Origin of the sequence: Sphingopyxis sp. 2PD, assembly GCF_005503695.1 — a bacterium.
GTDB lineage: Bacteria > Pseudomonadota > Alphaproteobacteria > Sphingomonadales > Sphingomonadaceae > Sphingopyxis.
Genome location: NZ_SCMU01000017.1, coordinates 35193 through 56592 on the forward strand (window position 1 = coordinate 35193; position 21400 = coordinate 56592).

Sequence of the window (21400 nt, forward strand, 5' to 3'; positions counted from 1 at the left end):
CACCCTCATCCAACTTCGCCTAATCGCTTCGCGATAAGGCTACGTATCCTTCCCCCATCAAGGGGGAGGGATATTTGACGATGAACTTCAAATCACCGCCATATTATAGCAATGCCAGCTGAAGATCGCGGCGGCACCGCGGTGCGGGCGCCAGGGTTCGGCGAGTTCGCGTGCCTGCTTCTCGCTCGGGCGCGCGCCGAGTTGGAGGATGCGGCCCACCGCTTCCTGTACCGCAAGATCGCCCGCGGGCCAGATGTCGGGGCGTCCTTCGGCGAAGAGCAGGTAAATCTCCGCCGACCAGCGGCCGATGCCCTTGACCTTGGTGAGCAGCGCGATGGCGTCCTCGTCGTCGGCGGGGAGGGCGTCGAACTTCAGCTCGCCATCGAGGATCAGTTGCGCGAGGCTCTTGGCATAGCCCTGCTTCTGCCCCGACAGGCCGCAGGCGCGCAGCGTATCGAAATCAGCGGCGGCCACCACCTCGGCAGGACAGCCTGCGCCAAACTGCGCTTCCAGCTTGTTCCAGATCGAGGTCGCGGCGGCAACGCTGACCTGCTGGCCGACGATCGTGCGGAGGAGGGTGGTGTAGCCCGGCGCGCGGATGCGCGGTTCGGGGTAGCCCGCGTTGCCGAGCGCGCGGGCAAAATTGGCGTCGCGCGCCGCCAGTGCGTCGATTCCGGCGTTCAGCTGTTCTTGCGACAGACCCATATATATTCCCTTTTTGTTCCTCTGATCGTCACTAGCAGCGCTTGATTTGGCGCGCAACGCGCGACATAGCGCCAGCAACTTCGAAGATATGGGGACTAGCATGGCCAAGCTGATTGTCGTGACGCGTGACGGAACCGAACATGAGATCGAGGGCGACACCAGCCTGACGGTGATGGAAAATATCCGCGACGCGGGGTTTGACGAACTGCTGGCGCTGTGCGGCGGGTGCTGTTCGTGCGCGACGTGCCATGTCCATGTCGAGGCGGGCGCCGCCGATCAACTGCCCGCGATGAGCGAGGACGAGAACGACCTGCTCGATTCGACCACCGACCGCGATGCCACTTCGCGGCTGTCGTGCCAGCTGCCGTTCAGCGAGGCGCTCGACGGGTTGAAGGTGCGGATCGCGGCGGAGGACTAAAACGTCGCCCCCGCGCAGGCGGGGGCCGCTGTCGGTTTAATCGGCGGCGCTGGAAAGGGCCGCTTGCGGCTCCCGCCTTCGCGGGGGCGACGCTTACTTGCCCGCCGTCGCGACCGCGTAGAGCGCGATCGCCGCGGCGTTCGAGATGTTGAGGCTCTCCATCCGCGGCGAGATCGGCAGCTTGGCTAGCACATCGCAATGTTCCATCACATTGTGCCGCATGCCGTCGCCCTCGGACCCCAGCACCAGCGCAACCTTGCTGCCGTCTAGCGTCGACCCGAGCGTCGTTTCGGTGTCGCCCATCAGCCCGATGCGCCAATATTGCGCTTCCGCGATTTCCTCCAGCGCGCGCGACAGGTTGACGACGCGCACCCATGGCACCGTCTCCAGCGCACCCGACGCCGATCGCGCGATCACGCCGCTTTCGGGCGGGCTGTGCCGATCCTGGGTGATGATCGCCGCCGCGTCGAACGCCGCCGCCGAACGCAGCACCGCGCCGATGTTATGCGGGTCAGTGACCTGGTCTAGGATGACGAGCGGACGTTTGCTTTCGGCGTCGACCTCTTCCTGCAACAGGTCGCCGAGGTAGATGCCCTCCAGCGGCTCGACCTCGATCACGAGTCCTTGGTGCGGCGCATCGCGCGCAACGAGTCGCGCGAGGTCGGTGACGTCGGCATAGGAGATCGGCACCACCGGCGGCAGATCGAGCTGGCCCAGCGCATCGCGGGTGCCCCAGATGCGCTTGACGGTGCGCTCGGGGTTGGCGAGCGCCGCCAACACGGCGTGGCGACCCCAGAAGCGAATGGCCTGTCCGCGCTGGCTTTGCCCGGCGGGACGGCGATGGCGAGAAAATTGACGCATGATGGGGCGCCTTTCCCACGACTGCCATTGACAGGCAAGCATCGTTTCGCCATTGGACCGCTTCCCAAAGCGGACCCCATGGACAGGTGGCCGAGTGGTTAAAGGCAGCAGACTGTAAATCTGCCCGGGTTTCCGTACGCTGGTTCGAATCCAGCCCTGTCCACCACCCTCTTCGATCGATGCCAGCAATGGCCCGGAGCCCGAGAGGCTCCGGGGTGATCGCGTTATTTCTTCTCCACCAGTTCACGCAGCAGAAAGGCGTGGAGCATCGCGGCGCGGACCGCGTCTTCGGCGTGGTCGGCGCCGACCGAGTGGCCGCCCTCGATATATTCGTGGTAATAGACGCTGTTGCCGAGTTCCTTCAGTCGCGCCGCATATTTGCGGGCGTGCCCCGGATGAACGCGGTCGTCCTTGGTCGACAGGTAAAGGAAGATCGGCGGATATTTCACGCCCTTGCGCACTGCCTGATAGGGCGAATATTTCGACAGGAAGGCCCAATCTTCGGGAACGTCGGGATCGCCATATTCGGCGACCCATGACGCGCCCGCGAGCATCTTGTCATAGCGCCACATATCCTTGATCGGCGATCCGGAGATGACCGCGCCATAGAGGTCGGGGCGCTGCGTCATCGCGGCGCCGACCAGGACGCCGCCGTTCGAACGACCCGAAATCGCGATCTTGCCTTTCGCGCTGATCCCGGCGGCGACCAGATCCTCGGCCACGGCGTGCAGGTCGTCGAAGCTGTTCTGGCGTTTTTCGCGCAGCGCCGCCTGATGCCAGGCCGGACCATATTCGCCCCCGCCGCGGATGTTGGCGAGGACATAGGCATTGCCGCCCTCGACCCAGTACAGGCCGAGCGGGCCGGCGCGGTAAGGCTGGCCGGTGAGATAGCCAGGCGTCTGTGCGGCGCGGAAACCGCCATAGGCATGGACCAGCGCGGGGACGGGGCCGCTGGCGCCCTTTTTGCGGGCGAGGAAATAGGGGATTTTGGTGCCGTCTTTCGACGTCGCAAAGCGTTTCTCGACGGTCATGTCCTTGGCGTCGAAGGTCGCGGGCAGGCTCTGCACCGCTTGCGGCGCCTTGTCTTCGGCTACTGCATAGAGGGTTGGCGGGGTCAGCATCGTTTCGGCGGTAGCGAGCACAAGGTCGCGTTTGCCGACCGTCCCGGCGATCCCAACGGTGGCGTTGGCGGCCAGCGGCACCTCCTTCTGGCTCCATTGGCCGGTTGCCGGGTTGCGGCGCAGCGCGAACAATTTGCCTTCGACGTCGTCCAGCGCCTTGACCCACAGGATATTGTCGGTCGCCGACACCTCCTCGATTGCCTGCGCGCTGGTCGGCGTCATCGCCGTGACGATCGGCACCTGCCGGTCGGCGGCCATGTCGGCGAGCGACAGCGAGACGAGTGATCCCGCGGGGATGCCCGACCATGGCTGGTTGAGGAAAATGATGAGCTGTCCGCCGATCACGTCGCGGATGCTCGCGGTGTCGGGGACGATGGTGGAGATGTAGCGCGACCCGTCGCCGCTGCGCAGCTTGATGTCGGCGGTGTAGAATGTCTTGCCGCGGCTGATCATCGGCCAGCGCCGGTCGCCATCGGTCAGCGCAAAGACGTTCATCCCGACGTCTTCGGTTTCACCCTCTGCCACCGTTTCGGCGGCGGCCAGCGGTGTCCCGCGTTTCCAGCGCTTGACGATGCGGGGATAGCCCGACGCGGTCATGCTGCCCGCGCCATAATCGGTCGCCACCAGCAGCGTGTCGGCATCCTCCCACGTAACGCTGCTTTTCGCCTGCGGCACGGTGAACCCGCCCTCGACAAAGCTTTTGGTCGTCCGGTCCCATTCGCGCACGACATCCGCGTCGGTGCCGCCGGGGCTCAGCGACACGAGGCAGCGGGTATAGGTGGGCGCCAAGCACTCGGCGCCGTGCCACACCCAGCTTTGCTTTTCGGCTTTGCCCAGTGCGTCGACGTCGATCAGCGTCGTCCACTCGGGCTTGCCAGCCAGCCAGGCATCGAGCGGGCTTTGCCGCCACAGCCCGCGGGGGTTGGCGGCGTCGCGCCAGAAGTTGACGATCATGTCGCCCATCACGCCGCCGGGCATCGCGATCTGGCGATCATCGTCCAGAATGTCGCGGGCGCGCTTGCGATCGGCTTCGAAACCCGGGCGATTGACGACCAGCGCGTCGGTGGCGGCATTTTCCTGTTTGACCCAGCCGAGCGCCTTTTCGCCTTCGATGTCTTCCAGCCACAGATAGGGATCGGATTCTTGCGCGGCGGCGACCGCCCCGAACGAACAGCTGAGAGCAAGCGCGGCAATGCTGGCGCGGATCATCAATATATCTCCCCTGGGGTATGGTGACGCTGTGCTAGCATCATCAGACACCCAAGGGGAAGGCTCTACCCGGCGTCGTTTCGTTCCGCGCCAAGACGGGGCTATTGATCGATAATCATCGTCCCGGGGTGATGTTTGTCGAGGTGGCGCTTGATGATCTTGAGATTGCGGCTGTTCGAACGAAAGAACAGGTCGAACGCGTCGCCCACCAGCGGGATTGCGCCCAGCGCCGTATCGACGCCGACGTTCCCGGCCATGCGCCACAGCTTCCATTTCGGCATGCCCAGATTGCGCGCTTCCCAGATCAGATAGGCGCCCATCAGTCCGGCGATGACGTCGCCGACCACCGGTACCAGACCGACGACGGCGTCGAGGCCGACCTGGCGATTGATGCCAGGAATGACGAAGCTGCGTTCGAGCAGGACTTCCAGCGTCTCGACGCGCTTGCGCAGCGCCGCAGGGTCGGTGCGGTTCGGGATCAGCGCGTCGAAAATGGCGTCGGGATTGGGCGGCGAAGGGGCCATGGGCGTGCTTTCATAAAGCGCCAAGATTGGCGCCGTCATTTTAGTTGGGAGCGGCGATCACATGATTCAATGGGTGCTGCGCACGCGGGTTCGGGCGCAAGCCGGTCAGACGCTGCGCGGCGACCGACCAGCGGAGCGGGGTGGCGAGAGGGATGAAGGGGGTATAGCGCGCCAGCACGACCTCGGCCTCGGTCACTTGGGTCGACCGCTGGCCGACGTCGATGTTGCGCATCGCCTGTTCGATCAAATCCTGTGCCTCGCGATTGCACAGCGTGTCGCGTCGGCACGACAGGCGGCGCAGCGCCCACAGCGGATCGTCATTGGGCGCTACCTCGTCGATCAGGCGCAGGTCGGCCGTCGACGCCATCGCCACCCGGCGGCTGGGAACGCCGATCGCGGTGAAATCGGCGGCGATATAAGCGAACAGGATGCGCCCGCCCGGCGAATCGGGGACGGCGATGCGGATCGGCTCGATCTCGCGGCCCGCCGCGCGCCAGGCGTCGACGACGCGTTTCGCCTGCGCCTGCCGCGACGCATCGTCATAGTCGGCCCATGCCGGCTGCAACGGCGCGGGGCCGCCACTGCGAACATGCACGACGGGGCGCAAGGTCAGCTGCGCTTGCCATTCTTCAAGCCCGAACGCTTCGACCAGCCGCTCGCGCCGGATCGCACGCGTCAGCGCGTCGCGATTGGTGTCGGTCGCCAGAAACCCTTCGGCGCGGACGAATGACAGGCCGAACAGTCCGGGCGCGGGGTCGAAGACCAGCCGCGATCGCGCGATGTTCGATGCGGCGAAATAGGGAAGGGTCGAAAATCGGCCGCCAACCACTCCGTCGGCATAGCCGTTCTTGAACCGCGCGAGCGCCCCCGCGGGCGAGGTGCCGACAAGCTCGATCGACGCGGCGGGATCATTGGCGGCGGCTTCGGCGGCGGCGGGGTCTTCGGCGAGCGGATCGGGCACCGGCGACAGCAGGATGGCGCGGCCGATCCTGCGCGCGCGCATCGGACCCCATCCCATCCCCTTGTTGACGATCGCCATCGACGGTTGCGCCAGCAGTTCGAGAATCGCGGGCTGCGGCACCGACAGCCGGATTTCGATCACCGTGTCGGTCATCGCCCGGATCGTCTCGATTTCCGGGAAGTCGTTTTTCAGCATGTGGCGGCTCGCCGGGGCCAGATAGGTGCGCAGGATCGCCGCGACATCCTGAGCCGTCACCTTGCGACCGTTGCCCCACTTTGCCTCGCGCAGCCGAAAGATATAGCTTCGCCCGTCGGTGGTCACCGTCCAGCGATCGGCCAGCCCGGTATCGATCTGGCCCTCGCCATCATAGCTGACCAGCCCCTGCGACGTCGCGTCGAGCAGCGCGGCGTTGGTCGCGGACAATTCGCCGTTCAGCGGACTGGCGGCAGGGTTGATCGATCCCATCGCGGCGATCCGCACCGGGCCCGCCTCTCCGAAGAGGCCGCAGCTCGACACGGTCAGCACAAGGCCTGCCGCCGCCATCAGCATGGTGGTGCGCCGATATCTGCCTGCCGCCGTCATTCCTGGTCTGGTCCTTTTCGTCTGCGTAAGCCAATCATAACCAAAGGCTGCGAAACCGGAATAGGGCTATCGTCGCAAATGGTGAGAGAATGAACGGGCAGGGCGACCAACTACCGGGGCAATCGGTGGCGCTGCGCGTCGAGGTGGCCGGGCGCGCGGTCGGGCATGTCCGGCGGCAATTGAGCGTGGTCCCGCACGGGCTGGACGCCGCCCTGGCAGGGGGCGCGGTCGTGCTGCCGCCGGCAGGGCGCGACGGCTGGCTGCTGCGGTCGCTGCCGGCGCACCATCTGCCCGCGCTCCGCGCCCAACTCGGCGGCTGGCTGTTCGCCGTCCGCCAGCATTATCCGCGCCACTATATCGCGATGCAGGGCGGCAGTTTCGACGATTGGTGGCAGGGGTTTTCGTCAAAGACCCGTTCGACGCTGTCGCGCAAGGCGCGGCGGCTGGGCGACCAGTTCGACGGTGGTTTCACCGTCCGCTCCTATCGCACTGCGGCGGAGGTCGCCGAATTCATGGCGATCGCGGGCGATCTGTCGCGCCGCACCTATCAGGCCCGGTTGATGCAGGCCGGGCTCCCTTGCGACGTGGCGGACGTTGCGCAGGCGGTTGCCGCCGCTGCGGACGACAAGATCCGCGCCTTTCTGTTGTTCGCGGGTGGGCGGGCGATCGCCTATCTGTATCTGCCGGTCGAGCACGACGTGCTGGTCTATGCCTATCTTGGCTATGATCCCGACTACGCCGATCTTTCGCCCGGCACGGTCTTGCATGTCGAGGCGATGCGCGCGCTATATGGCGAAAACCGCTTTCGCGCCTTCGATTTCACCGAAGGCGATGGCGCGCACAAGGCGCAGTTCGGCCGCGCAACCATCGCCTGCGCCGATATACTCATACTCCGCCCGACGCTGCGAAACCGGCTAACACTGGCGGCGATGCAGGGGATCGACGGCGCGGCGGCGCGTGGCAAGGCGGTGCTCGACCATCTGGGACTGCGTGCCAAAGTCAAGGCGCTTATCCGTCGCTGACGGGGCTGGATTGCTGGTGCGGACGGCGGGACTTGAACCCGCATATCCAGAGGATGGCAGATTTTAAGTCCCGTCGCGTAACATTCCCGGCGCTTCCCGATCAATCCCGACGCTTGGAAAATCCGCGAAATTTGACAGGTTAGGCTGTTCCTGCCTGTTCCCGATTCGCCGGTCGGTTCCCCGACACGATTACACACGGATTGCACAAGACCCCGTTCTCCGTCCGTTCGTGCCGATAGCGCCAATAGTGCCGTTAGGTCACAGCCCCGCCATCTCGTAGCCGATCCAGCTTGTCGGCAATGGCTCGCCACCGCTCGACGCCAGCAAAATCGCCAGCCAGTGCCAACGTCGCGACGCGTTCGGCAATATGGGCATCTGCGCCGTCGCCGTGCTCGCGCTCGATCAGTAGCGCACAGGCCCACAGTTCTCGCTCAAGGGTCATCAGCGTCCACAGGCTTCCCGTTGTTCACCCAGAACGCCGCATCGCCCTTACCGCGTCCGTCAAGGATGGCCTCGACAGCCTCAGTAGAGCCGAACACGGTTTCAGGGTTGAACGCATGCTTGCGGAGCAGCGCGACTTTTACATTGCCGGAAAGCATCGACGTCACCGCCGAGATTCGTTTATCAAATTTGGCTTTGATCGCGATGATCGCCACCGGCACCATTCGTTCCAAACGCCGCAATGTGGGCGCATGATAACTGGTCTGGTTTGATGCCGACGCGACCGACCAACCCCCGTGCGGCCTCTCGACTGCAAAGAACACATCTCTATGCCAAATGTGGTCGCCAGCGTCCCGATCAGAATACACATGGGCCATCGCTTGGTTTCGGACAGCGAGGATCTTGCAATGATCGTCCCATTCGTCCGGCTGCATCTTGCTTTGTTCGAGCTGGATCGAACCCCTTTCGCCATGCTGCCCACTGGTAGAGGTGGCGCGAGCGTACAACATGACCGCTGTTGACATAAGCGAACGCTCAATCACCATTATGTCCGCAGTGTCAGTGTTGCGAGATTCCTCAATGCTCTGGCGCAAAAGAGTTACGCAGTCCTGACACTGCCTTAAATCGCCTAGGCAGGATTGCGCGCGCCACGCCATAGTAATGGCCGAGCGCAGTTTTGGAGAGGCGCCGCGCAGCGCCAGATCGTCCGCCAGTGCCGCCAAATCGGTAAACGTCGGAAAAGCCATTATGCCGGGATGACATGAAGGCCAGCGGGAGGCAATCCGGAGGTGCGCTAACGGTCCAGAACGAACCCATCTGGCAGCGGATCAACCTCAAACCCTTCTGGCAACCCAGCCGGTCGGCGCTTGCGCTCGCCCTTCACCGGGCGCTGGTCCAGTATCGGCTCGCCAGTCAGCACCGCGGCCTTTGCCGCTTTCCGCGCTCGCGTCATCACGTCGCCAATCTCGTCGGCCTGCGACTCGGTATCGAGCGCCTGATATTCCGGCGAGGCGATAAGCTGACCCAGCCACCTGCGGCCAACGGACCCGGCAACCTCTTGCAGCCGGTCATATTGTTCGGCGGTCAGGTCGCCCTTTTGCGGCTTCGATATGGTGGCATCGACGCGCAGAGCTTCCTTTGTGATCGGATCGTTGCGGTCGGTGCTCGTCCAGATGGGCGAGAGGATATCAGGACCAACGCCGCCTTCGCTGACAATGGGCTGACCCCAGACATCGCGCTTCGGCAACAGGTTATCCGACTGCCCCGGCATACGGGACGACATATAAGAGGCGATGTCCGGCGCCTCCCGCATTTTCGGATCGATCGTGCGGGCAATCTGCGCCGAACCCGTGGGAACGGTGGCAGCGCCGACCAGCCGCTTGATGAAGTTGTCCGAATGGCGTTCCGGGTCTTGCAAGGCTTCCAGCGCGTCAGTGACGCCCGAGAGCCAGGTACGGCTCGCAAGGTTCGCAACGACCGAGGCCGTCCAAAGCGCCGCGCCTTTCTCACGCTGTCTTTCCGTCATCCCTTCGCCCATCGTGGCGAGGTCGGCGGCGGTCCCAAACGTCATCGCGAACGGATCGAGGCGGCGGTAACTGTAATACTGGTCACCAATTTTGATCGAATAGGGTTGCCAGCCGTTGGCCAGCATCAGGCCGCGCTGGTTATCATCGCTCGGGGCCGATCCGGTGACGATGCCTTTCGCCGCAAGCTCGGCAATGACGGCCCCCACGCCGGAACCAACCATCACCTTCGCAATTGCCAGATCACGACGTGCGCCGCCTGCCATGAAATCCTTGCGCCATTCTGTGACCATGGGAGCGAGGGGCGAGCGTTCCGCGGTAAACTTGATCAGGTTCGTCGGCGTCCGAATGAACGGCAAGATCGCCTTGATGAGCGGATGATTCTGCGAATAGCGCGACAGCGTTCCGGCCAGCCCGTCACCGAGTGGGCGCTGGAAAGTCAGATAGCGCCCGTAATCAAGAACCTTTTCCATCATGTCATCGGGTGGGTTCGCTACCAGCTCGGCAACGCGGTCTTTCGCTTCCTGACCTTTACGGCCCTCGTTGGCAGCCTGCCGGACAGCGAGGCCCGATAGCTCCATACGGCGGGCCATCGCCTTGAACAGTTCGTCCTCTGCCGTCAGCAACCGTGTCGGAACCCGCAACACTTCGCCCTTGATACCCGGCACCGCCTTTTGCGTCTGCGATTCCATCTTGGTCACGAAATCCGAAGCCTCGCCGGTCCGGAACGCGCGGGCAAACTCGCGGATGCCCTCTTTCGTGCCTTGCAGCAGTCCAATCGAGCGAGCGCCCAATTCCGAGAACAGCACCCTATCAGCCGCCTCACGACTAAAGGCGCGGCGGGTTGCACCGATCCCTGCCGCGACGGCGTGTTCGGGAATTTGGCCCAGCGCCGTCATGGTGTTGGACAGCATGTTGACCATGTGCGTCTGCGGCCCGCTCAGAAGATAATTGTACCAAATTTCCTGCGCCCGATCCGAAAACTTCGGCTTGCTGACCTGTTCGATAAAGCGGTTGAGGTTGGCGGGGTCGCGCTCCAGATCAATGATCCGGTCGGCGGCATCGATCAGGCGACCAGAGCCGCCCCCCGCGTTTGCGAGGCCTTCCAGCACCCGCCCCGGTATGTCGCGGCTATCGGCTGCCATGCGGAAGGCGGACAGAGCACGCCCCGCTTCTGCCGTCATCCCTGACACCTGCTCCTGAATTGCCGTATGTCGCACCAGCGCCTTGCGGAACGATGCCAGCGCCTCCGAGCCGGGATCGACGCCGAGCGATTTGATGCGCTTGGCGAGGTTGACCAGTTCCGTGCCGGACTTCGCGAGGATCGCGCGGGCCGCATAGGCCTCTTCTGCGCTGAATGCCTGCCCCTTGCGGCGGGCAATCAGATCGTCGGCGGTCATCCCCAAGTCTTGAGCGAGCGCCTGCGTTTCTGCGAAGCTGATCTTGCCGCGCTTGGCAGCATCGAAGCCGCCTGCCACGTTGTCAGCAATCTTGAGCGCCTGTCCGATGTCCTGGGGGCTGTCCAGTTTATCGACGCGCACGTTGCCCACCTTCGACACGACCGCGTTAGTCCAGTCGTCATAGGCCGTTGCGGGCGGGGTGTTGGCAATGATGTCGTCGAAGGTGGCGGGCTGGCCCATATCATCGACCAGCGGGGCGCCTTCCTGCTTGGCACGTTCGACAGCAAGGCGCTGATCGCGGGCCGCATTGAACGCGTCAATCTCGGCGAAGTCATCGGGGCGGAACGTCCGATTGATCCCCCGGTAGGTATCGCCCAGCGCGGTCACAAATTCATCGACGGTCGGGCGCGTGGCGTGATCGGGGAAATACCCGGCCTCCCATGCCCGTTGCGCCATGTCGTCCAGCGATGAGCCGCTTTCGTCGTTCAACAGCGGGCCTAGGCGGTTCTCGCCCCCGGCAAAGTCATCGCCCTTGCGGGGTGCGTTCGACAGGCCAGCGGCTTTCAGTTCGCCGCGGAAATCGGCAACCCCACCTTCCGACCGGACATAGGCCGCCAGATCAAGCGGGCCTTTGCGGCTCAGCGTGTTTTCAGGATTGGCCCGCGAGGGGAATTGGCGGGTATCGAGATAGTCGCGTTCGCGTGGTGCGCGGACCTCAGGGTAAAGCCCCTCACTGATCCCGCCAAACTCATCGAGCGACTGGACCTCATTGGCAGGCCGGGGCAGCACGTCGCCCGGTTCAACGCGAGCAGCCGCCGCGTTCATCATGGCAGGCGTCGGGCCATCCAGCAGACGCGTGGTGCGGTTGGCGCTTACATCGATCACATCGGGCAGGCGCGGCGACGACAGGGACGGCATGGCGTTATCGGCTGCCATGTCGGCTGATTGCGGCGCATCGAGCGTGAAGCCTTCGGGCAGATCGTCAGCAGCGTTTGCCACCGGGCCGACAGAGGGCCTCGGCTGGCGGGGAGCAGCGGCACCAGCGCGCAACTGTGCCAGCCGGGAGATCGCTGACTTGAACGCTGGGGCGAGCAGTTCCTGACCCTTGCCCACACCGCCACCGATTACAGCCCCGCCAAGGGCATTTAGCGGGACGTTGGCGAGGCGTTGCGACAGGTTGCCGTCACCGGACCCGAACCCGTAGATTGCGCCCTCAGCAGCGCCAGCCTTGGCGAACCCGGCAGCACCGCGGACACCGCCACCGAACGGTAGCGCAACCCCGCTGACAAGCTGACCGGCAGCCCGCATATAGGGATGATTGGTTTCGTCATAATCGATGATCGCCCGGTTCTGGCGTAGGTTGTTGCGGTAGATGTCACCGAACGAGCGGTCGCTGTTAAAGACGTTTTCCCGGTAGCCAGTGAGGCCGAGCGCATCAGGCACAGCCCCCAATTCGTCGAGGAAGCCCAGGGGATCACCAAAGCCGCGAGCAGCAGCGCCAGTGCGACCGTCGCCGGGATCGATCAGGGGCAGCGGAATAGGTGCCGTGCGTCCCGCTTTCCGGGCCTCAAAGAAGGCTGACACGTCGCGGGGATCGAATGTCATGCCGTTCACTTCGGCGAATTGGGCAAGCTGTTCTGGCGTGGCGTCGGGCGATGACAGGAGGGAGCCATAGGCTTCCTGCACTTCGGGCCGCATACCGGCAAAGGCGTTTTGCTTTTTGAAGTCGGCCAGCGTGGCAGCATCCCATGCCGAATAGTCAATCGCGCCGACCTTTTGGCCCGACCGAATGCTATCGATAAACTCAGGGTCCGCCGCCTCCGAAGCCTGCCGCCCCTTGCCCTTCCAATAGGCGTCTAGGTCCGCCTGGCTGAAATTGGCATCGCCCGACTTGCTGGCGAGGAAGCCGTAAAAGTCGCGTTCCTCTTCGTCGGTCAGGCGCTGAAACTCGGGCCGCAGTTCCGGCAGATCGTTGGTAAACTCCACGCTTTCATCGGGGCGCAGCTTGAGGTTCCAGCGGTCGGCCTTGCGGTGGACATCGGGCGCCAGATATTGCGTGGCGTGGGCGCCCTGATTGTTCAGACGCCCAAGGCGTTCGGCTTCTGTGTAGGCAGCACGGCGGTCAGGATCGCCCTTAAGGTAATCAGGCGCGGCGAGCGTCGCACCTTGCCATAGCATCGGCAAGGCGGGATCGGTCGGGCCACTGCCCAGCGTGACGACGGGGCGCCCGTAAGTCTGCTTGCCGGTGGCGATGAGCGAGGTCGAGGGGCGGATATAGGCCGACAGCGAGCCAGCGGAAAGGTCGCCAAGGTTGATCGGCGCCTGCCCCGGTTTGTAGCCCATCTGCCCCTTCTCGAACGCATCGATCCCGAACAGCCGACCATTGCGGCCCGACGACAACCGCATGGTGTCGCCGTCGATGACTTGGCCTGTAGCCTGCAAGCGGGTGCCGGGAAGGATTGGCGGTTGCGGGGCCGACGTGCCGAGATCAACCACGTCATCGGTCGGAGTGTAGCCATCGAGGCGCGGACCCCGGCCTTTCGGCTTGGGAGGGTCCAGTTGGAAGCCGGGAGGAAGCCCGCTCATTTCGCAGGCACCCACTTGCCGCCGCGATAGACGACCTTGGCGCCCGTCTGCGGGTTGGTTGCGGTCTGACCTTCACGGATGCCGCCGCCAGAACCGCCAGAGCGCCCCCCGGAACGAGGCGGCAGGGGATTGGCCTGCCGATAGGTCGGAACGCCCTTGAGCGCCCGTTGCCCCGCTTGGCGCTGACCCAGCAGAGCCTCGCGATTGCCTTGGCGTTCGCCTTCCAATTCGAGCCGGTTGTCTTGGCGCCATTCTTCCCGGGTGTTGTAATTGTCGGTCGCGGTCGGTCCGCTGCCGCGCAGCACATAGTCCTGCACGAGCCGTTCAAATTCTGGCGTTCCGGGTTCGGCGCCCAGCGAAGCGGCATAGTCCTCGAAATCTTGCGGCGCTTCATACAGCACATCGGCGCGCCCGGTCGTGGGATCGATGCGGACGCGGCGATTGTTGACCGTGGCGTAATCCGGTTCGGCGAGCTTGATGCGGGCTTGTTCGCGCATCTGCGCAATGCGGTCCTGATGTTCGGCCTGTTGCTGGCGCAGCCTCCACATATTCGGGCCGTAGATACCCGGCTGCCCGGCAGCACCCAGCAGCGCATCGCCAGCGATACCGGCGATCATGCGCCAGTCGATGCCCTTTTTGCCCTTGCCGTTCGCGTCATCGATCGGTGGCGCGCCCCGGTTGCTGATCTTGTCGAGATGCATTGCGTCGGCCTCCGTCCCCGACGTGAGAGGGGGCAAGGTCGGCATACTGCCGAACATGCCGCGATTGCCGAGGCTGCCGATGCTACCGCCGCGCATTGCGGGGGCCGGGTTCATCTGCTCCATTTGCAGGCCGTTGTTCGCTGCCATCTGGGGAAGCTGCGACACCAGCGTTGCGCCAAGCGTCTTTTTCCAGTCAGCAGGCGGCGGCGGGGCTTCGCTGATCGGTGGGGGCTGCATACCGGGAGCGGCGGCGGGATCGAGCGGGGGCGACATGGCTACGCCGCCAGATGCCCCGGTGCCGTCACGTCCCGGCGTGTAGCCAGCGCGGCGGCGCCCCGATCCAAAAATGCCGCGAGGGATATTCGGCATGAGCAAGCCGAGCTGTGCGGCTTCCATCGCGGTGCGGGGCTGCATCGTGGTCATTGTCGGTAGTCCTTTCAGGCGAAGGCAGCGGCGCCGAATACGGGCGCGAAGATCGAACGATAAACCTTGGCCTGGGCCATGATTTCGGGGCTGGCCATGTCGGCAGCGGTGTTGAGGGTTTGCATCAGCGCGGCGGCGTTCGACGCGGGCAGCAAGTCGGTCGCTATCTCCAACATTCCGATAGCCTGACCGGCCCAATCGGCGGCGCACTCATCTTCGCCGCAGTCCGAATAGACCTTTGCCAAGTGGCTACAGTGATCGGCGGCCAGCATGATCGCATCTGGAACACCCTGTGCCGCGGCGAGACGGGCGTAAGTTAGCCCCTCAATAGAGGCGACGATTTCGTCAGCCTCACCGGCAACGACCAATGCGCGGGCGGAACGGGACAGGCGGAACTGCGCCTGCGCATCGCCAGCACTGGCAAGGCGAAGGTCTGCGATATTTTGGCGCGTGTCGTCGGCGACTGAATCGTCGTGCATGGTGGCCTCCTGTTGGGGAGGGCTGCGGCTGGTGGATTTTGTGGAGACTCTGGCGGGGTCTTCGGTTCGACCGTTTAGCGGTCGGCGCCAGTCGCAGCCCACGCCGAGGATAAAGCACGGATGGACGAAAAAGTCAAGGTATTGGCATTTTTAGTGCCAATTGTTTCAGGGGGTCAGTGGAACCGTTTTCTCGGCTTCCCCCAAGGGTTCAGCGGATCGACGCGAGCCGACATTGCACCCATGCCGACAGGGACGCCGAACAGAAGCAGCCAGTAAAGGAACGTCCCGGCGCGCTGCGCGTCCGATGCCTCGAAACCGTCGTCTGCGGACTGCGCGCAGGATCCGAACAGGGGATCGCCGTCGTCGCATGACGGGTTGCCGAGGGTGAAAGCAGCGAACGCCGCAATGGCCAGCACGAACCCTGTGCCCTTGAGCATTACCGGTATGCGGCCCGACGATGACGTAGCTTCTCGGGCAGTTTTAAACGCCAGATAGACGAGGCCAGCAATCGCTAGATCGCGACCGGCTTGGATTGCCTCACTACCGAGAACGTCGAGCATATCTCACCCCATCAGGGGCGGATATGTCGCCTATGCTGCCGAACGCGTCAAGATTAGGCCAAGTGGTGAATCATTCTGGCTCATATCCGTAGCATGCAACGGCCAAAATAACCGGATCAACGGCGCCAGGCAGAAATTCGTTTTTCGTGAGGCGCGCGATTACTTTCCCCTCAACGATCAGATAAGGTGGTTCAGTGCTGAATTTATTCATGGGGCTTTTGGTAGAAAACTCAGAACCGTAGCTGCCAAATCTATTCCAAATGCTGTTAGCGGCGAAGCGATTCCCATGCGTACCAAACTTATTGAAGACGCTTTTTTCGTCGTACTGGTCGGAAAGGCGGCCAAGAAACACACCATCCTCTGATAGTATCACCGCACCGTCGAATCGAGCGCACTCCGAAGGCCTCGCTGCGACAGATGGTGCAAGGACAGCTACCGCTATTAACAAGGCGGCCCTGTTCATTCCGGCACCGTCACCCCGACGCGACCAGCGCGGCGCGTGAAGTCGGCACCAGCAGCAGACAAGGCAGCTTTCATCTTGTCGATCGTTTCGACAGCCACCGGCTCGCCTAGCTCAAGACGCGCAACCGTGGCGCGCCCTACCCCAGCTTGGGTTGCCAGATCGGTCAGTGACCATTTCAGGGCGGCGCGCGCCATGCGTGATTGCGTCGGTGTCATGGCGATAACAATAGTATCACAAAAAGATTGACGCAACCGCTTTAGCAATGATAACGATGTTATCGCCAAGGCCAGAAGCCTAGGCGGACCGAGGCGGGATTGCCGTCCCATCCCCGGTCCTATCGCAACCCAGAGTAAGAGGGATGACGACATGAAAGCTGATAGCATCAGTGCGCCCAACGGCGCCACCACGTTAAGCACGAACGACGACGCGGCAATCATCGCCGCATTCGACCGCCGAGCCGCAGCCTTTGCGGCCCTTGGCGGATCGCCCGACCCTGCGACCACCGGCAGCGGCACCGACGAGCAAACCGCCCTCTGGTCCGTCATCGACGTTGCCGAGGCGGAAATCTGCACCAGCATTGCCACCACGGCCCGCGGCGCTGAATTGCAGCTATGGACCGCAGCAACCTACCTGTTCGACACCGCCGAGGACGAAGGGCCATGTTACCGCGCGGACCTAGACCACTTCACAGCGCAGGGCGACCGGCGCGACTGGAAAGACCGCTTGGTCATGTCGGCGCTTCGCTCGCTCGACGCACAGAAGGAAGCACAAAGCGCGTTCGTCCAGAAATGGCTGGCCGCATGGAAGGCAGACGGCGGCAGCGTCGTGATCGACGACGAGGGCAAAGCGCAAATCGGCTGGACGGTCTATGACCTGTCGCCCGCCTACCAAGCGCCCGATCCGGCATGGCCCGACGCCGTGCGCGATAACCATTTCCTCCACGCGCAGGCTCACCACGACGCCACCATGAAAACCCGCTACGAGGCTATCCGCATGGTCCCCGGCGGCGTCGATGCGCTCAAAGCGCACATGCGGGCCAACGGCATCCGCGTCGCGGTCAGCAAGGGGCCGGACCAGTGAGCGCCGCCGTCGTCAAGCTGCCGACCGCAGCCCCGCGCAAGGTCCGCCAACCGGGAACGCGCGAAGCTTGCAACGCCATGCGTTCGATCCGCGAGGAACAAGGGGCCGCGTTCCCGTTCCGCTTCCCGACGTTGCGGGAGGCCGACGAGATCGCACGGGCGCTGCACCCGATGACGCCGGAACGCTGGTTGTTGCTCGCCATGCTCCACGTCATGCCCCAAGAGCAATTCGCCAAGCTGGTCGCGTTCGGCGCCGTTGGTCATCCCGCTATCCGGGGTTTGATGAAGCTCGCGAAAGGCAGCGTCGGCCTCAATATGGACGTGATGACCGCACTCGAAAGGCTCGGTCAATGAGCGCCCGCAGGGAAGCCGAAAGCCCGGTTATGACGGCGAAGGGTTGGACGGCTTGCGTCGTCGTTTCGTGGTTCACCGTGCAGGCCGTGGACTTGGCCTTCCGGGTGCTGTCATGAGCGCGCTGCAATGGCACAAGCGGGGGGCTTCACGGCTCCCCGCCGACATCGCCCTGTCCCTGATACCGTCGCTGCCCCGCGCCACGCTCGAAAGGCTGGCGCAGCGGATCATCGACCATCTGGACGAAACCGACGCCACGACCGAGGACATGGAGGACGACGACCCGGCAGGCATGATGGACGAGGACGAGCTGACAACCGGGCCTAGCGTCTTTGCCATGCACGGCACCACGGACAGCGGGCCGGGTTGCCCCATAGCCGATGCAGGCGAAGCGGATTATCGGCGCAGCCCACGTCCGACCTTTGACGGCGAGGATTGCGGGGCCGTGATCCTATACCCTCCCAAGGGCTTCGCGCCGACAACGTGGGACGTGAGCTAGTCGCCGAACAGCAATGATCCGCACCTAGGCGGACACCGCGACCCAAAGACTAAGGGCGGCAGGGATGACCTTGCCGCCCTATTTGTTTGGATACTTATAGGCCAGACAACTGATGTCTTTGTTCCGCATTTTGCGGGACAATTGCCCAAGGCTTTTAATCCGACATTAGCTGGCGCAACAACGGAATGCCGTCCTCTTTCGGCATGGAAAGCACCGCCTCGAACAACGCCGCTGCGACTTGGCAGTGGCGCACCTCTGGACCCTGCTTGTTCATGGCAGCAACCATCTCGTCAAACGTGAGACCTAGACGCTTGCCCATGCCGGTGAGTGGGTTAATTAATGCTGAGCCAATCTCATCATCGCTCATCTTTGGGGGAGCCGGTACTAGTTTGGCGCGAAGAATTTCGTCGTAAAGTTCGACCTCTCTCCGCGCCATAGATGGGGGCACGAACGTATCCATCCCTATATCTTCCCCGTCGAGATATTCAGAGCAAAGACCAGGGCGCTCAGCTTGCATGAATCTGGTTTGTTCAATGCTCATCTGGATAAACTTTTCGAGAATGGGGGCCGGGAGTCTCGAAACCCGCGAGGTCACAAGCGGCGTTATTAACGCCCGCAGATCTCGCCGCATCTTTTGTCGATTACCGCTCGCCAGTCCTTGCCCGAGGATAGATCGGAGGCGAGCATTTTCAGCGGGAAAATTCTGCCTTATCGCAGCATAGAACGGTTCTTCCCGCTCTAGTTGGGCAACGGATTCCTCAAATGTCGGTGATTTTCTCACCGGTGGCGGAATGTAAACGGGCGGCGGGGCGGATGGCGGTGGACGGCGTGATTGCGCTTTTCCTGCGGTTTTTTTCTCCGTGGGCGCTCCACCGATGCGGTCCGCAATCATCGAAAACTCAATGCCGGAGGACGTGCGATTACCCTCGTTAAGCCAGCTAATTTGGTATGGCGATGCGCTGGTGGCAAAGATCACGGCGCGGTCGGAAAGGCTTAGCTGTGACAGATAGTGTCCCACCAACGCGTTGCCGACGCCTGTCTCTACAAGCCTGCCACCCTGATCTTTATAACTGGCATGAAATCCCAGTGAGCTGGCGGGTTCCAAGTAGCGCGGAGATCCCGCGAGCCAGATTAAGGCACATGCAGAGGTGCATTTTGAATTGCCCGTGACGACCGTCGAATATCCGCGCAACCTAATTTGGCGACCTATTTCCATTGCGGGGACGATTGCACCGCCTTCGCTGTGAAGGCCCACCATGGCATCGGGAAAGCGGATCGACAGCTCGCGGAACTTCTTTTCGTCGCCAGCAACGATCTCGCCAAATATGAAGATTATCGCTCCGTCCGCGTCCTCGTCATGACTAATTTCGGCAGCCATGCCGCAGGTTGGCAGGAGCGCAGCACACGCCATTCCCAAGATTTTTCCCGACGCCATCGCTCGCCTCCCCCAATGCTGCGCTTGCCCTCTTACTCCATCGGCGCGCATTTAATCTAGGCCGCTACGGATGCCATCTCGCAGCGTCATTGCCGTTGACCGCGAACGGCAGGTAGCGTTGCTGCATCAGGCCCGCGGCATGTCCCCGTCTTCCGATGGCAGATGACTGGCCAGCGGCACCCATGTTGCCCGCCACGCCTTGAACGCAGCATCATCGCATGGTGGTCGGCCAGCGGCGCGCAGAGCTTCACCGCGCGCCCGAACGCGATCCTGCAACTCGTTTTCCCGTTCCCGCCCCTCTCCCAGCATCGCAAAGCTCTCGGCGTTAATGTTCGCGGGGTCGGCGGTGAGGTGCTGCATAAGCTGACCATAGGCCCAAGCCTGATTGCGAAACTCGTCCAGCAATGCCCGGTCGGAGGGGTCATCGCTCGCGATCAAGTAATCTATCCAGCCACCACCTTCCGACATGCCGATTCCTTTCCTGTGCCAGCATCGCATGGGTGCGTGCGCTCAGCCAACAGGGCATCGTCACCAATATTTCACGAAACTGCGGCAGATGGACCTCAACCCCGCGTCTATGCGACCTCAGGACGCGGGGCCACTTCACCGAATCATTGCGCGCCGGTCGATGGCGGGATTAGCATCGACGAGTGGAAAGCGCCCAAGTCCTCCTAGACATGCTGCCCTGCGGATGCGAGCTGCGGACATCGGTTGCCGACGTTGGTCGGGGATGGGAGGCAACCGCGCAGATCGTCCACATCACCGACACGCCAAAGCCGATCCACGTAGGGCGGGGGCCGACCGATGAGGACGCACTGGAGCATGCAATCCAATCGCTCGCCTATTTTTGGGAATGGCGAACCAGCGCGGTAGCAAGAAAGTATCCCCAGCGATGACATACGAAATTCGCGGCCCCGATCCAGACGGTGACTGGTTCGTAGTACTGGTCGATGGCGAGGCCGAGACGGCGATCGATGAGGTGTTTCCGAGCGCGGCGCTCGCGCAGGCTGAGGCCGACAGGCTCAATCAGTCGTAGATCGCGGGTGACACTAGACCAACCCGTCCAGCGATTGCCGAGATGAACGCCACAGCGCCCGCATTTGTCGCAACAGGCGCTCATTCTCGGCGGATCGGTTGCCATGCTTCCAAGCGTTCCGATTGCCGGGTTGCCCGCCGCTACCCTTGGCGCAACCATGAAGGCGGCAGCGCTTTTTGCCTGAAACTGCCGGAGCCATGCACGGTGTACCGCGGCGGGTTTTCGCGCCGCAACGTGGCGCGGCTTCCAACTGGCGTGGCTGTATGGGGTCGTTCGCCACTTCTCGCACGTCAGCCCCCCTTGCCGTGGTGGAAGGTATCGGCCACGACAGCTTGACCGCCCTCGTTGACTGTTATGTGTTTGACCGTCTGGACACCGCCGCGCTGGAGCTTCGCCAGCGCCTCGGTTTGCATCACGAAGGTACGCGACAGTTTTGTGGCGGCGTTCATGAACGCATTGAACTTTTCGAGATCATCCGCCGATCCTGCGCGAGCGAGCGCCTTATTGGCAGCGAACTGCGTCAGCGCCATTTGCGTGGCAAGTCCGGCTTGATGTTCGTTCTCAGGATTGCACCCACCTATGAAGGCCAACATTCCGTTGATCTGGTCGCTATTTGCTGACCCGTGCGCGGCCAAGAATTGGGTCATTTCCATCAGGCGGCTCGCCAGAAAATCCCCCGACTTGGTTGCGAAGGCCTCGTAGATGGTGACCGAATAGCTGGCCTTGTCGGCATCGACAGGCGCATCCACGGTAGCGACGCCGTTCTCGCCAAATGTGATGCTGACCTTCGCCCGCGTTGGTCGGCCCTCTTTCCGCAACCATTGTGCTGCCAATTCATCGCGTCGCGTTCCAGTCAGATCGTCCCACCCGGGAATGTGAGGGCGAGCCAAGGCGCGGTCGTCATCGGTCAATGCCAAGGCCTTCGTGTGGTCATTCATTTGCTGGTCGTTTCCTTGTCTGGCGTGAGCGAAAAATCGCCACCGATGATTTTTGATGATTGCGGCACAGGGAAGGGGGGGGG

Annotated in this window: 22 protein-coding genes, 1 tRNA gene and 1 pseudogene; 7 read left to right on the forward strand and 17 right to left on the reverse strand. The window is 63.1% G+C overall.

Features of this window, described 5'->3' with window-relative positions; all coding sequences use genetic code 11:
• Nucleotides 1–87: 87 nt before the first annotated feature.
• Nucleotides 88–705, reverse strand: a complete 618-nt coding sequence (locus tag FFS18_RS12120; protein WP_137871035.1) for a DNA-3-methyladenine glycosylase family protein — start codon at nt 703–705, stop codon at nt 88–90.
• A gap of 100 nt (nt 706–805) precedes the next feature.
• On the opposite strand from FFS18_RS12120, the gene FFS18_RS12125 reads away from it, so the two are divergent.
• Nucleotides 806–1123, forward strand: a complete 318-nt coding sequence (locus tag FFS18_RS12125) for a 2Fe-2S iron-sulfur cluster-binding protein (protein WP_137871036.1) — start codon at nt 806–808, stop codon at nt 1121–1123.
• A 93-nt stretch (nt 1124–1216) separates the two neighbouring features.
• On the opposite strand, the gene rlmB is transcribed toward FFS18_RS12125, so the two are convergent.
• Complete coding sequence (rlmB, locus tag FFS18_RS12130) at nt 1217–1984, reverse strand: 23S rRNA (guanosine(2251)-2'-O)-methyltransferase RlmB (RefSeq protein WP_137871037.1); 768 nt, start codon at nt 1982–1984, stop codon at nt 1217–1219.
• An 80-nt stretch (nt 1985–2064) separates the two neighbouring features.
• Here rlmB and FFS18_RS12135 point away from each other — a divergent pair.
• Nucleotides 2065–2150, forward strand: a tRNA-Tyr gene (locus FFS18_RS12135).
• A gap of 58 nt (nt 2151–2208) precedes the next feature.
• Here FFS18_RS12135 and FFS18_RS12140 read toward each other — a convergent pair.
• From FFS18_RS12140 to FFS18_RS12150, 3 genes are all read right to left on the reverse strand, one after another.
• Entirely contained in the window at nt 2209–4314 is a 2106-nt protein-coding gene (locus FFS18_RS12140; RefSeq protein WP_137871038.1) for a prolyl oligopeptidase family serine peptidase, read from the reverse strand.
• Nucleotides 4315–4415: 101 nt separating this feature from the next.
• Entirely contained in the window at nt 4416–4838 is a 423-nt protein-coding gene (locus tag FFS18_RS12145; RefSeq protein WP_120218116.1) for a DUF4112 domain-containing protein, read from the reverse strand.
• Between the two features lie 40 nt (nt 4839–4878).
• Nucleotides 4879–6381 (reverse strand): ABC transporter substrate-binding protein, encoded by a 1503-nt coding sequence (locus FFS18_RS12150; RefSeq protein ID WP_137871039.1) that lies wholly within the window; start codon nt 6379–6381, stop codon nt 4879–4881.
• An 89-nt stretch (nt 6382–6470) separates the two neighbouring features.
• Here FFS18_RS12150 and FFS18_RS12155 point away from each other — a divergent pair, with 89 nt between their 5' ends.
• Nucleotides 6471–7403 carry a GNAT family N-acetyltransferase gene (locus FFS18_RS12155; RefSeq protein WP_137871040.1) on the forward strand — a complete coding sequence of 311 codons (933 nt, stop codon included), beginning with the start codon at nt 6471–6473 and terminating at the stop codon, nt 7401–7403.
• Between the two features lie 253 nt (nt 7404–7656).
• On the opposite strand, the gene FFS18_RS12160 is transcribed toward FFS18_RS12155, so the two are convergent.
• From FFS18_RS12160 to FFS18_RS12195, 8 genes are all read right to left on the reverse strand, one after another.
• Complete coding sequence (locus FFS18_RS12160; RefSeq protein ID WP_137871041.1) at nt 7657–7845, reverse strand: DUF6961 family protein; 189 nt, start codon at nt 7843–7845, stop codon at nt 7657–7659.
• On the reverse strand, nt 7835–8590 hold the full coding sequence (locus FFS18_RS12165) for a hypothetical protein (RefSeq protein ID WP_137871042.1): 756 nt from the start codon (nt 8588–8590) through the stop codon (nt 7835–7837). Before FFS18_RS12165 ends, FFS18_RS12160 begins: the two co-directional genes overlap by 11 nt.
• A 47-nt stretch (nt 8591–8637) precedes the next feature.
• Nucleotides 8638–13353: a thermonuclease family protein gene (locus tag FFS18_RS12170; RefSeq protein WP_137871043.1), complete on the reverse strand. Its 4716-nt coding sequence runs from the start codon at nt 13351–13353 to the stop codon at nt 8638–8640.
• Nucleotides 13350–14477, reverse strand: a complete 1128-nt coding sequence (locus FFS18_RS12175; protein WP_137871044.1) for a hypothetical protein — start codon at nt 14475–14477, stop codon at nt 13350–13352. Before FFS18_RS12175 ends, FFS18_RS12170 begins: the two co-directional genes overlap by 4 nt.
• A gap of 14 nt (nt 14478–14491) precedes the next feature.
• Nucleotides 14492–15058, reverse strand: a complete 567-nt coding sequence (locus FFS18_RS12180) for a hypothetical protein (protein WP_137871045.1) — start codon at nt 15056–15058, stop codon at nt 14492–14494.
• Between the two features lie 71 nt (nt 15059–15129).
• The gene (locus FFS18_RS12185) at nt 15130–15516 is read right to left on the reverse strand and encodes a hypothetical protein (protein WP_137871046.1); all 387 of its coding nucleotides are present in this window, start codon (nt 15514–15516) and stop codon (nt 15130–15132) included.
• 70 nt (nt 15517–15586) lie between these two features.
• The gene (locus tag FFS18_RS12190) at nt 15587–15979 is read right to left on the reverse strand and encodes a hypothetical protein (RefSeq protein WP_137871047.1); all 393 of its coding nucleotides are present in this window, start codon (nt 15977–15979) and stop codon (nt 15587–15589) included.
• Nucleotides 15976–16194, reverse strand: coding sequence for a helix-turn-helix domain-containing protein (locus tag FFS18_RS12195; RefSeq protein ID WP_249340389.1), 219 nt, complete (start codon nt 16192–16194; stop codon nt 15976–15978). The genes FFS18_RS12190 and FFS18_RS12195 overlap by 4 nt, the downstream gene beginning before the upstream one ends.
• 151 nt (nt 16195–16345) lie before the next feature.
• Here FFS18_RS12195 and FFS18_RS12200 point away from each other — a divergent pair, with 151 nt between their 5' ends.
• The 3 genes from FFS18_RS12200 (at nt 16346) to FFS18_RS12210 (ending at nt 17908) form a co-directional block, all read left to right on the forward strand.
• Nucleotides 16346–17059: a hypothetical protein gene (locus FFS18_RS12200; RefSeq protein WP_137871048.1), complete on the forward strand. Its 714-nt coding sequence runs from the start codon at nt 16346–16348 to the stop codon at nt 17057–17059.
• Nucleotides 17056–17412: a hypothetical protein gene (locus FFS18_RS12205; protein ID WP_137871049.1), complete on the forward strand. Its 357-nt coding sequence runs from the start codon at nt 17056–17058 to the stop codon at nt 17410–17412. Before FFS18_RS12200 ends, FFS18_RS12205 begins: the two co-directional genes overlap by 4 nt.
• 112 nt (nt 17413–17524) lie before the next feature.
• Nucleotides 17525–17908: a hypothetical protein gene (locus FFS18_RS12210; protein ID WP_137871050.1), complete on the forward strand. Its 384-nt coding sequence runs from the start codon at nt 17525–17527 to the stop codon at nt 17906–17908.
• Nucleotides 17909–18062: 154 nt separating this feature from the next.
• Here FFS18_RS12210 and FFS18_RS12215 read toward each other — a convergent pair whose 3' ends face one another.
• The gene (locus FFS18_RS12215; protein WP_171005302.1) at nt 18063–19343 is read right to left on the reverse strand and encodes a hypothetical protein; all 1281 of its coding nucleotides are present in this window, start codon (nt 19341–19343) and stop codon (nt 18063–18065) included.
• Nucleotides 19344–19469: 126 nt separating this feature from the next.
• The gene (locus tag FFS18_RS12220) at nt 19470–19811 is read right to left on the reverse strand and encodes a hypothetical protein (RefSeq protein ID WP_137871052.1); all 342 of its coding nucleotides are present in this window, start codon (nt 19809–19811) and stop codon (nt 19470–19472) included.
• Nucleotides 19812–20235: 424 nt separating this feature from the next.
• Between FFS18_RS12220 and FFS18_RS17480 the strand changes: the two genes are divergently transcribed.
• On the forward strand, nt 20236–20379 hold the full coding sequence (locus FFS18_RS17480) for a hypothetical protein (protein WP_171005303.1): 144 nt from the start codon (nt 20236–20238) through the stop codon (nt 20377–20379).
• A gap of 13 nt (nt 20380–20392) precedes the next feature.
• Here FFS18_RS17480 and FFS18_RS17905 read toward each other — a convergent pair whose 3' ends face one another.
• Both FFS18_RS17905 and FFS18_RS12230 read right to left on the reverse strand, forming a co-directional pair.
• Complete coding sequence (locus FFS18_RS17905) at nt 20393–20668, reverse strand: HGGxSTG domain-containing protein (RefSeq protein WP_502704175.1); 276 nt, start codon at nt 20666–20668, stop codon at nt 20393–20395.
• Between the two features lies 1 nt (nt 20669).
• Nucleotides 20670–21400 (reverse strand): annotated as a pseudogene (locus FFS18_RS12230) (hypothetical protein); the annotation flags it as partial.

What these genes read in the sequence shown, in the direction of transcription:
- FFS18_RS12120 (WP_137871035.1), bottom strand. Translation starts at nt 705, where the DNA reads ATGGGTCTGTCGCAAGAACAGCTGAACGCCGGAATCGACGCACTGGCG.
- FFS18_RS12125 (WP_137871036.1), top strand. Translation starts at nt 806, where the DNA reads ATGGCCAAGCTGATTGTCGTGACGCGTGACGGAACCGAACATGAGATC.
- rlmB (WP_137871037.1), bottom strand. Translation starts at nt 1,984, where the DNA reads ATGCGTCAATTTTCTCGCCATCGCCGTCCCGCCGGGCAAAGCCAGCGC.
- FFS18_RS12140 (WP_137871038.1), bottom strand. Translation starts at nt 4,314, where the DNA reads ATGATCCGCGCCAGCATTGCCGCGCTTGCTCTCAGCTGTTCGTTCGGG.
- FFS18_RS12145 (WP_120218116.1), bottom strand. Translation starts at nt 4,838, where the DNA reads ATGGCCCCTTCGCCGCCCAATCCCGACGCCATTTTCGACGCGCTGATC.
- FFS18_RS12150 (WP_137871039.1), bottom strand. Translation starts at nt 6,381, where the DNA reads ATGACGGCGGCAGGCAGATATCGGCGCACCACCATGCTGATGGCGGCG.
- FFS18_RS12155 (WP_137871040.1), top strand. Translation starts at nt 6,471, where the DNA reads ATGAACGGGCAGGGCGACCAACTACCGGGGCAATCGGTGGCGCTGCGC.
- FFS18_RS12160 (WP_137871041.1), bottom strand. Translation starts at nt 7,845, where the DNA reads ATGACCCTTGAGCGAGAACTGTGGGCCTGTGCGCTACTGATCGAGCGC.
- FFS18_RS12165 (WP_137871042.1), bottom strand. Translation starts at nt 8,590, where the DNA reads ATGGCTTTTCCGACGTTTACCGATTTGGCGGCACTGGCGGACGATCTG.
- FFS18_RS12170 (WP_137871043.1), bottom strand. Translation starts at nt 13,353, where the DNA reads ATGAGCGGGCTTCCTCCCGGCTTCCAACTGGACCCTCCCAAGCCGAAA.
- FFS18_RS12175 (WP_137871044.1), bottom strand. Translation starts at nt 14,477, where the DNA reads ATGACCACGATGCAGCCCCGCACCGCGATGGAAGCCGCACAGCTCGGC.
- FFS18_RS12185 (WP_137871046.1), bottom strand. Translation starts at nt 15,516, where the DNA reads ATGCTCGACGTTCTCGGTAGTGAGGCAATCCAAGCCGGTCGCGATCTA.
- FFS18_RS12190 (WP_137871047.1), bottom strand. Translation starts at nt 15,979, where the DNA reads ATGAACAGGGCCGCCTTGTTAATAGCGGTAGCTGTCCTTGCACCATCT.
- FFS18_RS12195 (WP_249340389.1), bottom strand. Translation starts at nt 16,194, where the DNA reads ATGACACCGACGCAATCACGCATGGCGCGCGCCGCCCTGAAATGGTCA.
- FFS18_RS12200 (WP_137871048.1), top strand. Translation starts at nt 16,346, where the DNA reads ATGAAAGCTGATAGCATCAGTGCGCCCAACGGCGCCACCACGTTAAGC.
- FFS18_RS12210 (WP_137871050.1), top strand. Translation starts at nt 17,525, where the DNA reads ATGAGCGCGCTGCAATGGCACAAGCGGGGGGCTTCACGGCTCCCCGCC.
- FFS18_RS12215 (WP_171005302.1), bottom strand. Translation starts at nt 19,343, where the DNA reads ATGGCGTCGGGAAAAATCTTGGGAATGGCGTGTGCTGCGCTCCTGCCA.
- FFS18_RS12220 (WP_137871052.1), bottom strand. Translation starts at nt 19,811, where the DNA reads ATGTCGGAAGGTGGTGGCTGGATAGATTACTTGATCGCGAGCGATGAC.
- FFS18_RS17480 (WP_171005303.1), top strand. Translation starts at nt 20,236, where the DNA reads ATGACATACGAAATTCGCGGCCCCGATCCAGACGGTGACTGGTTCGTA.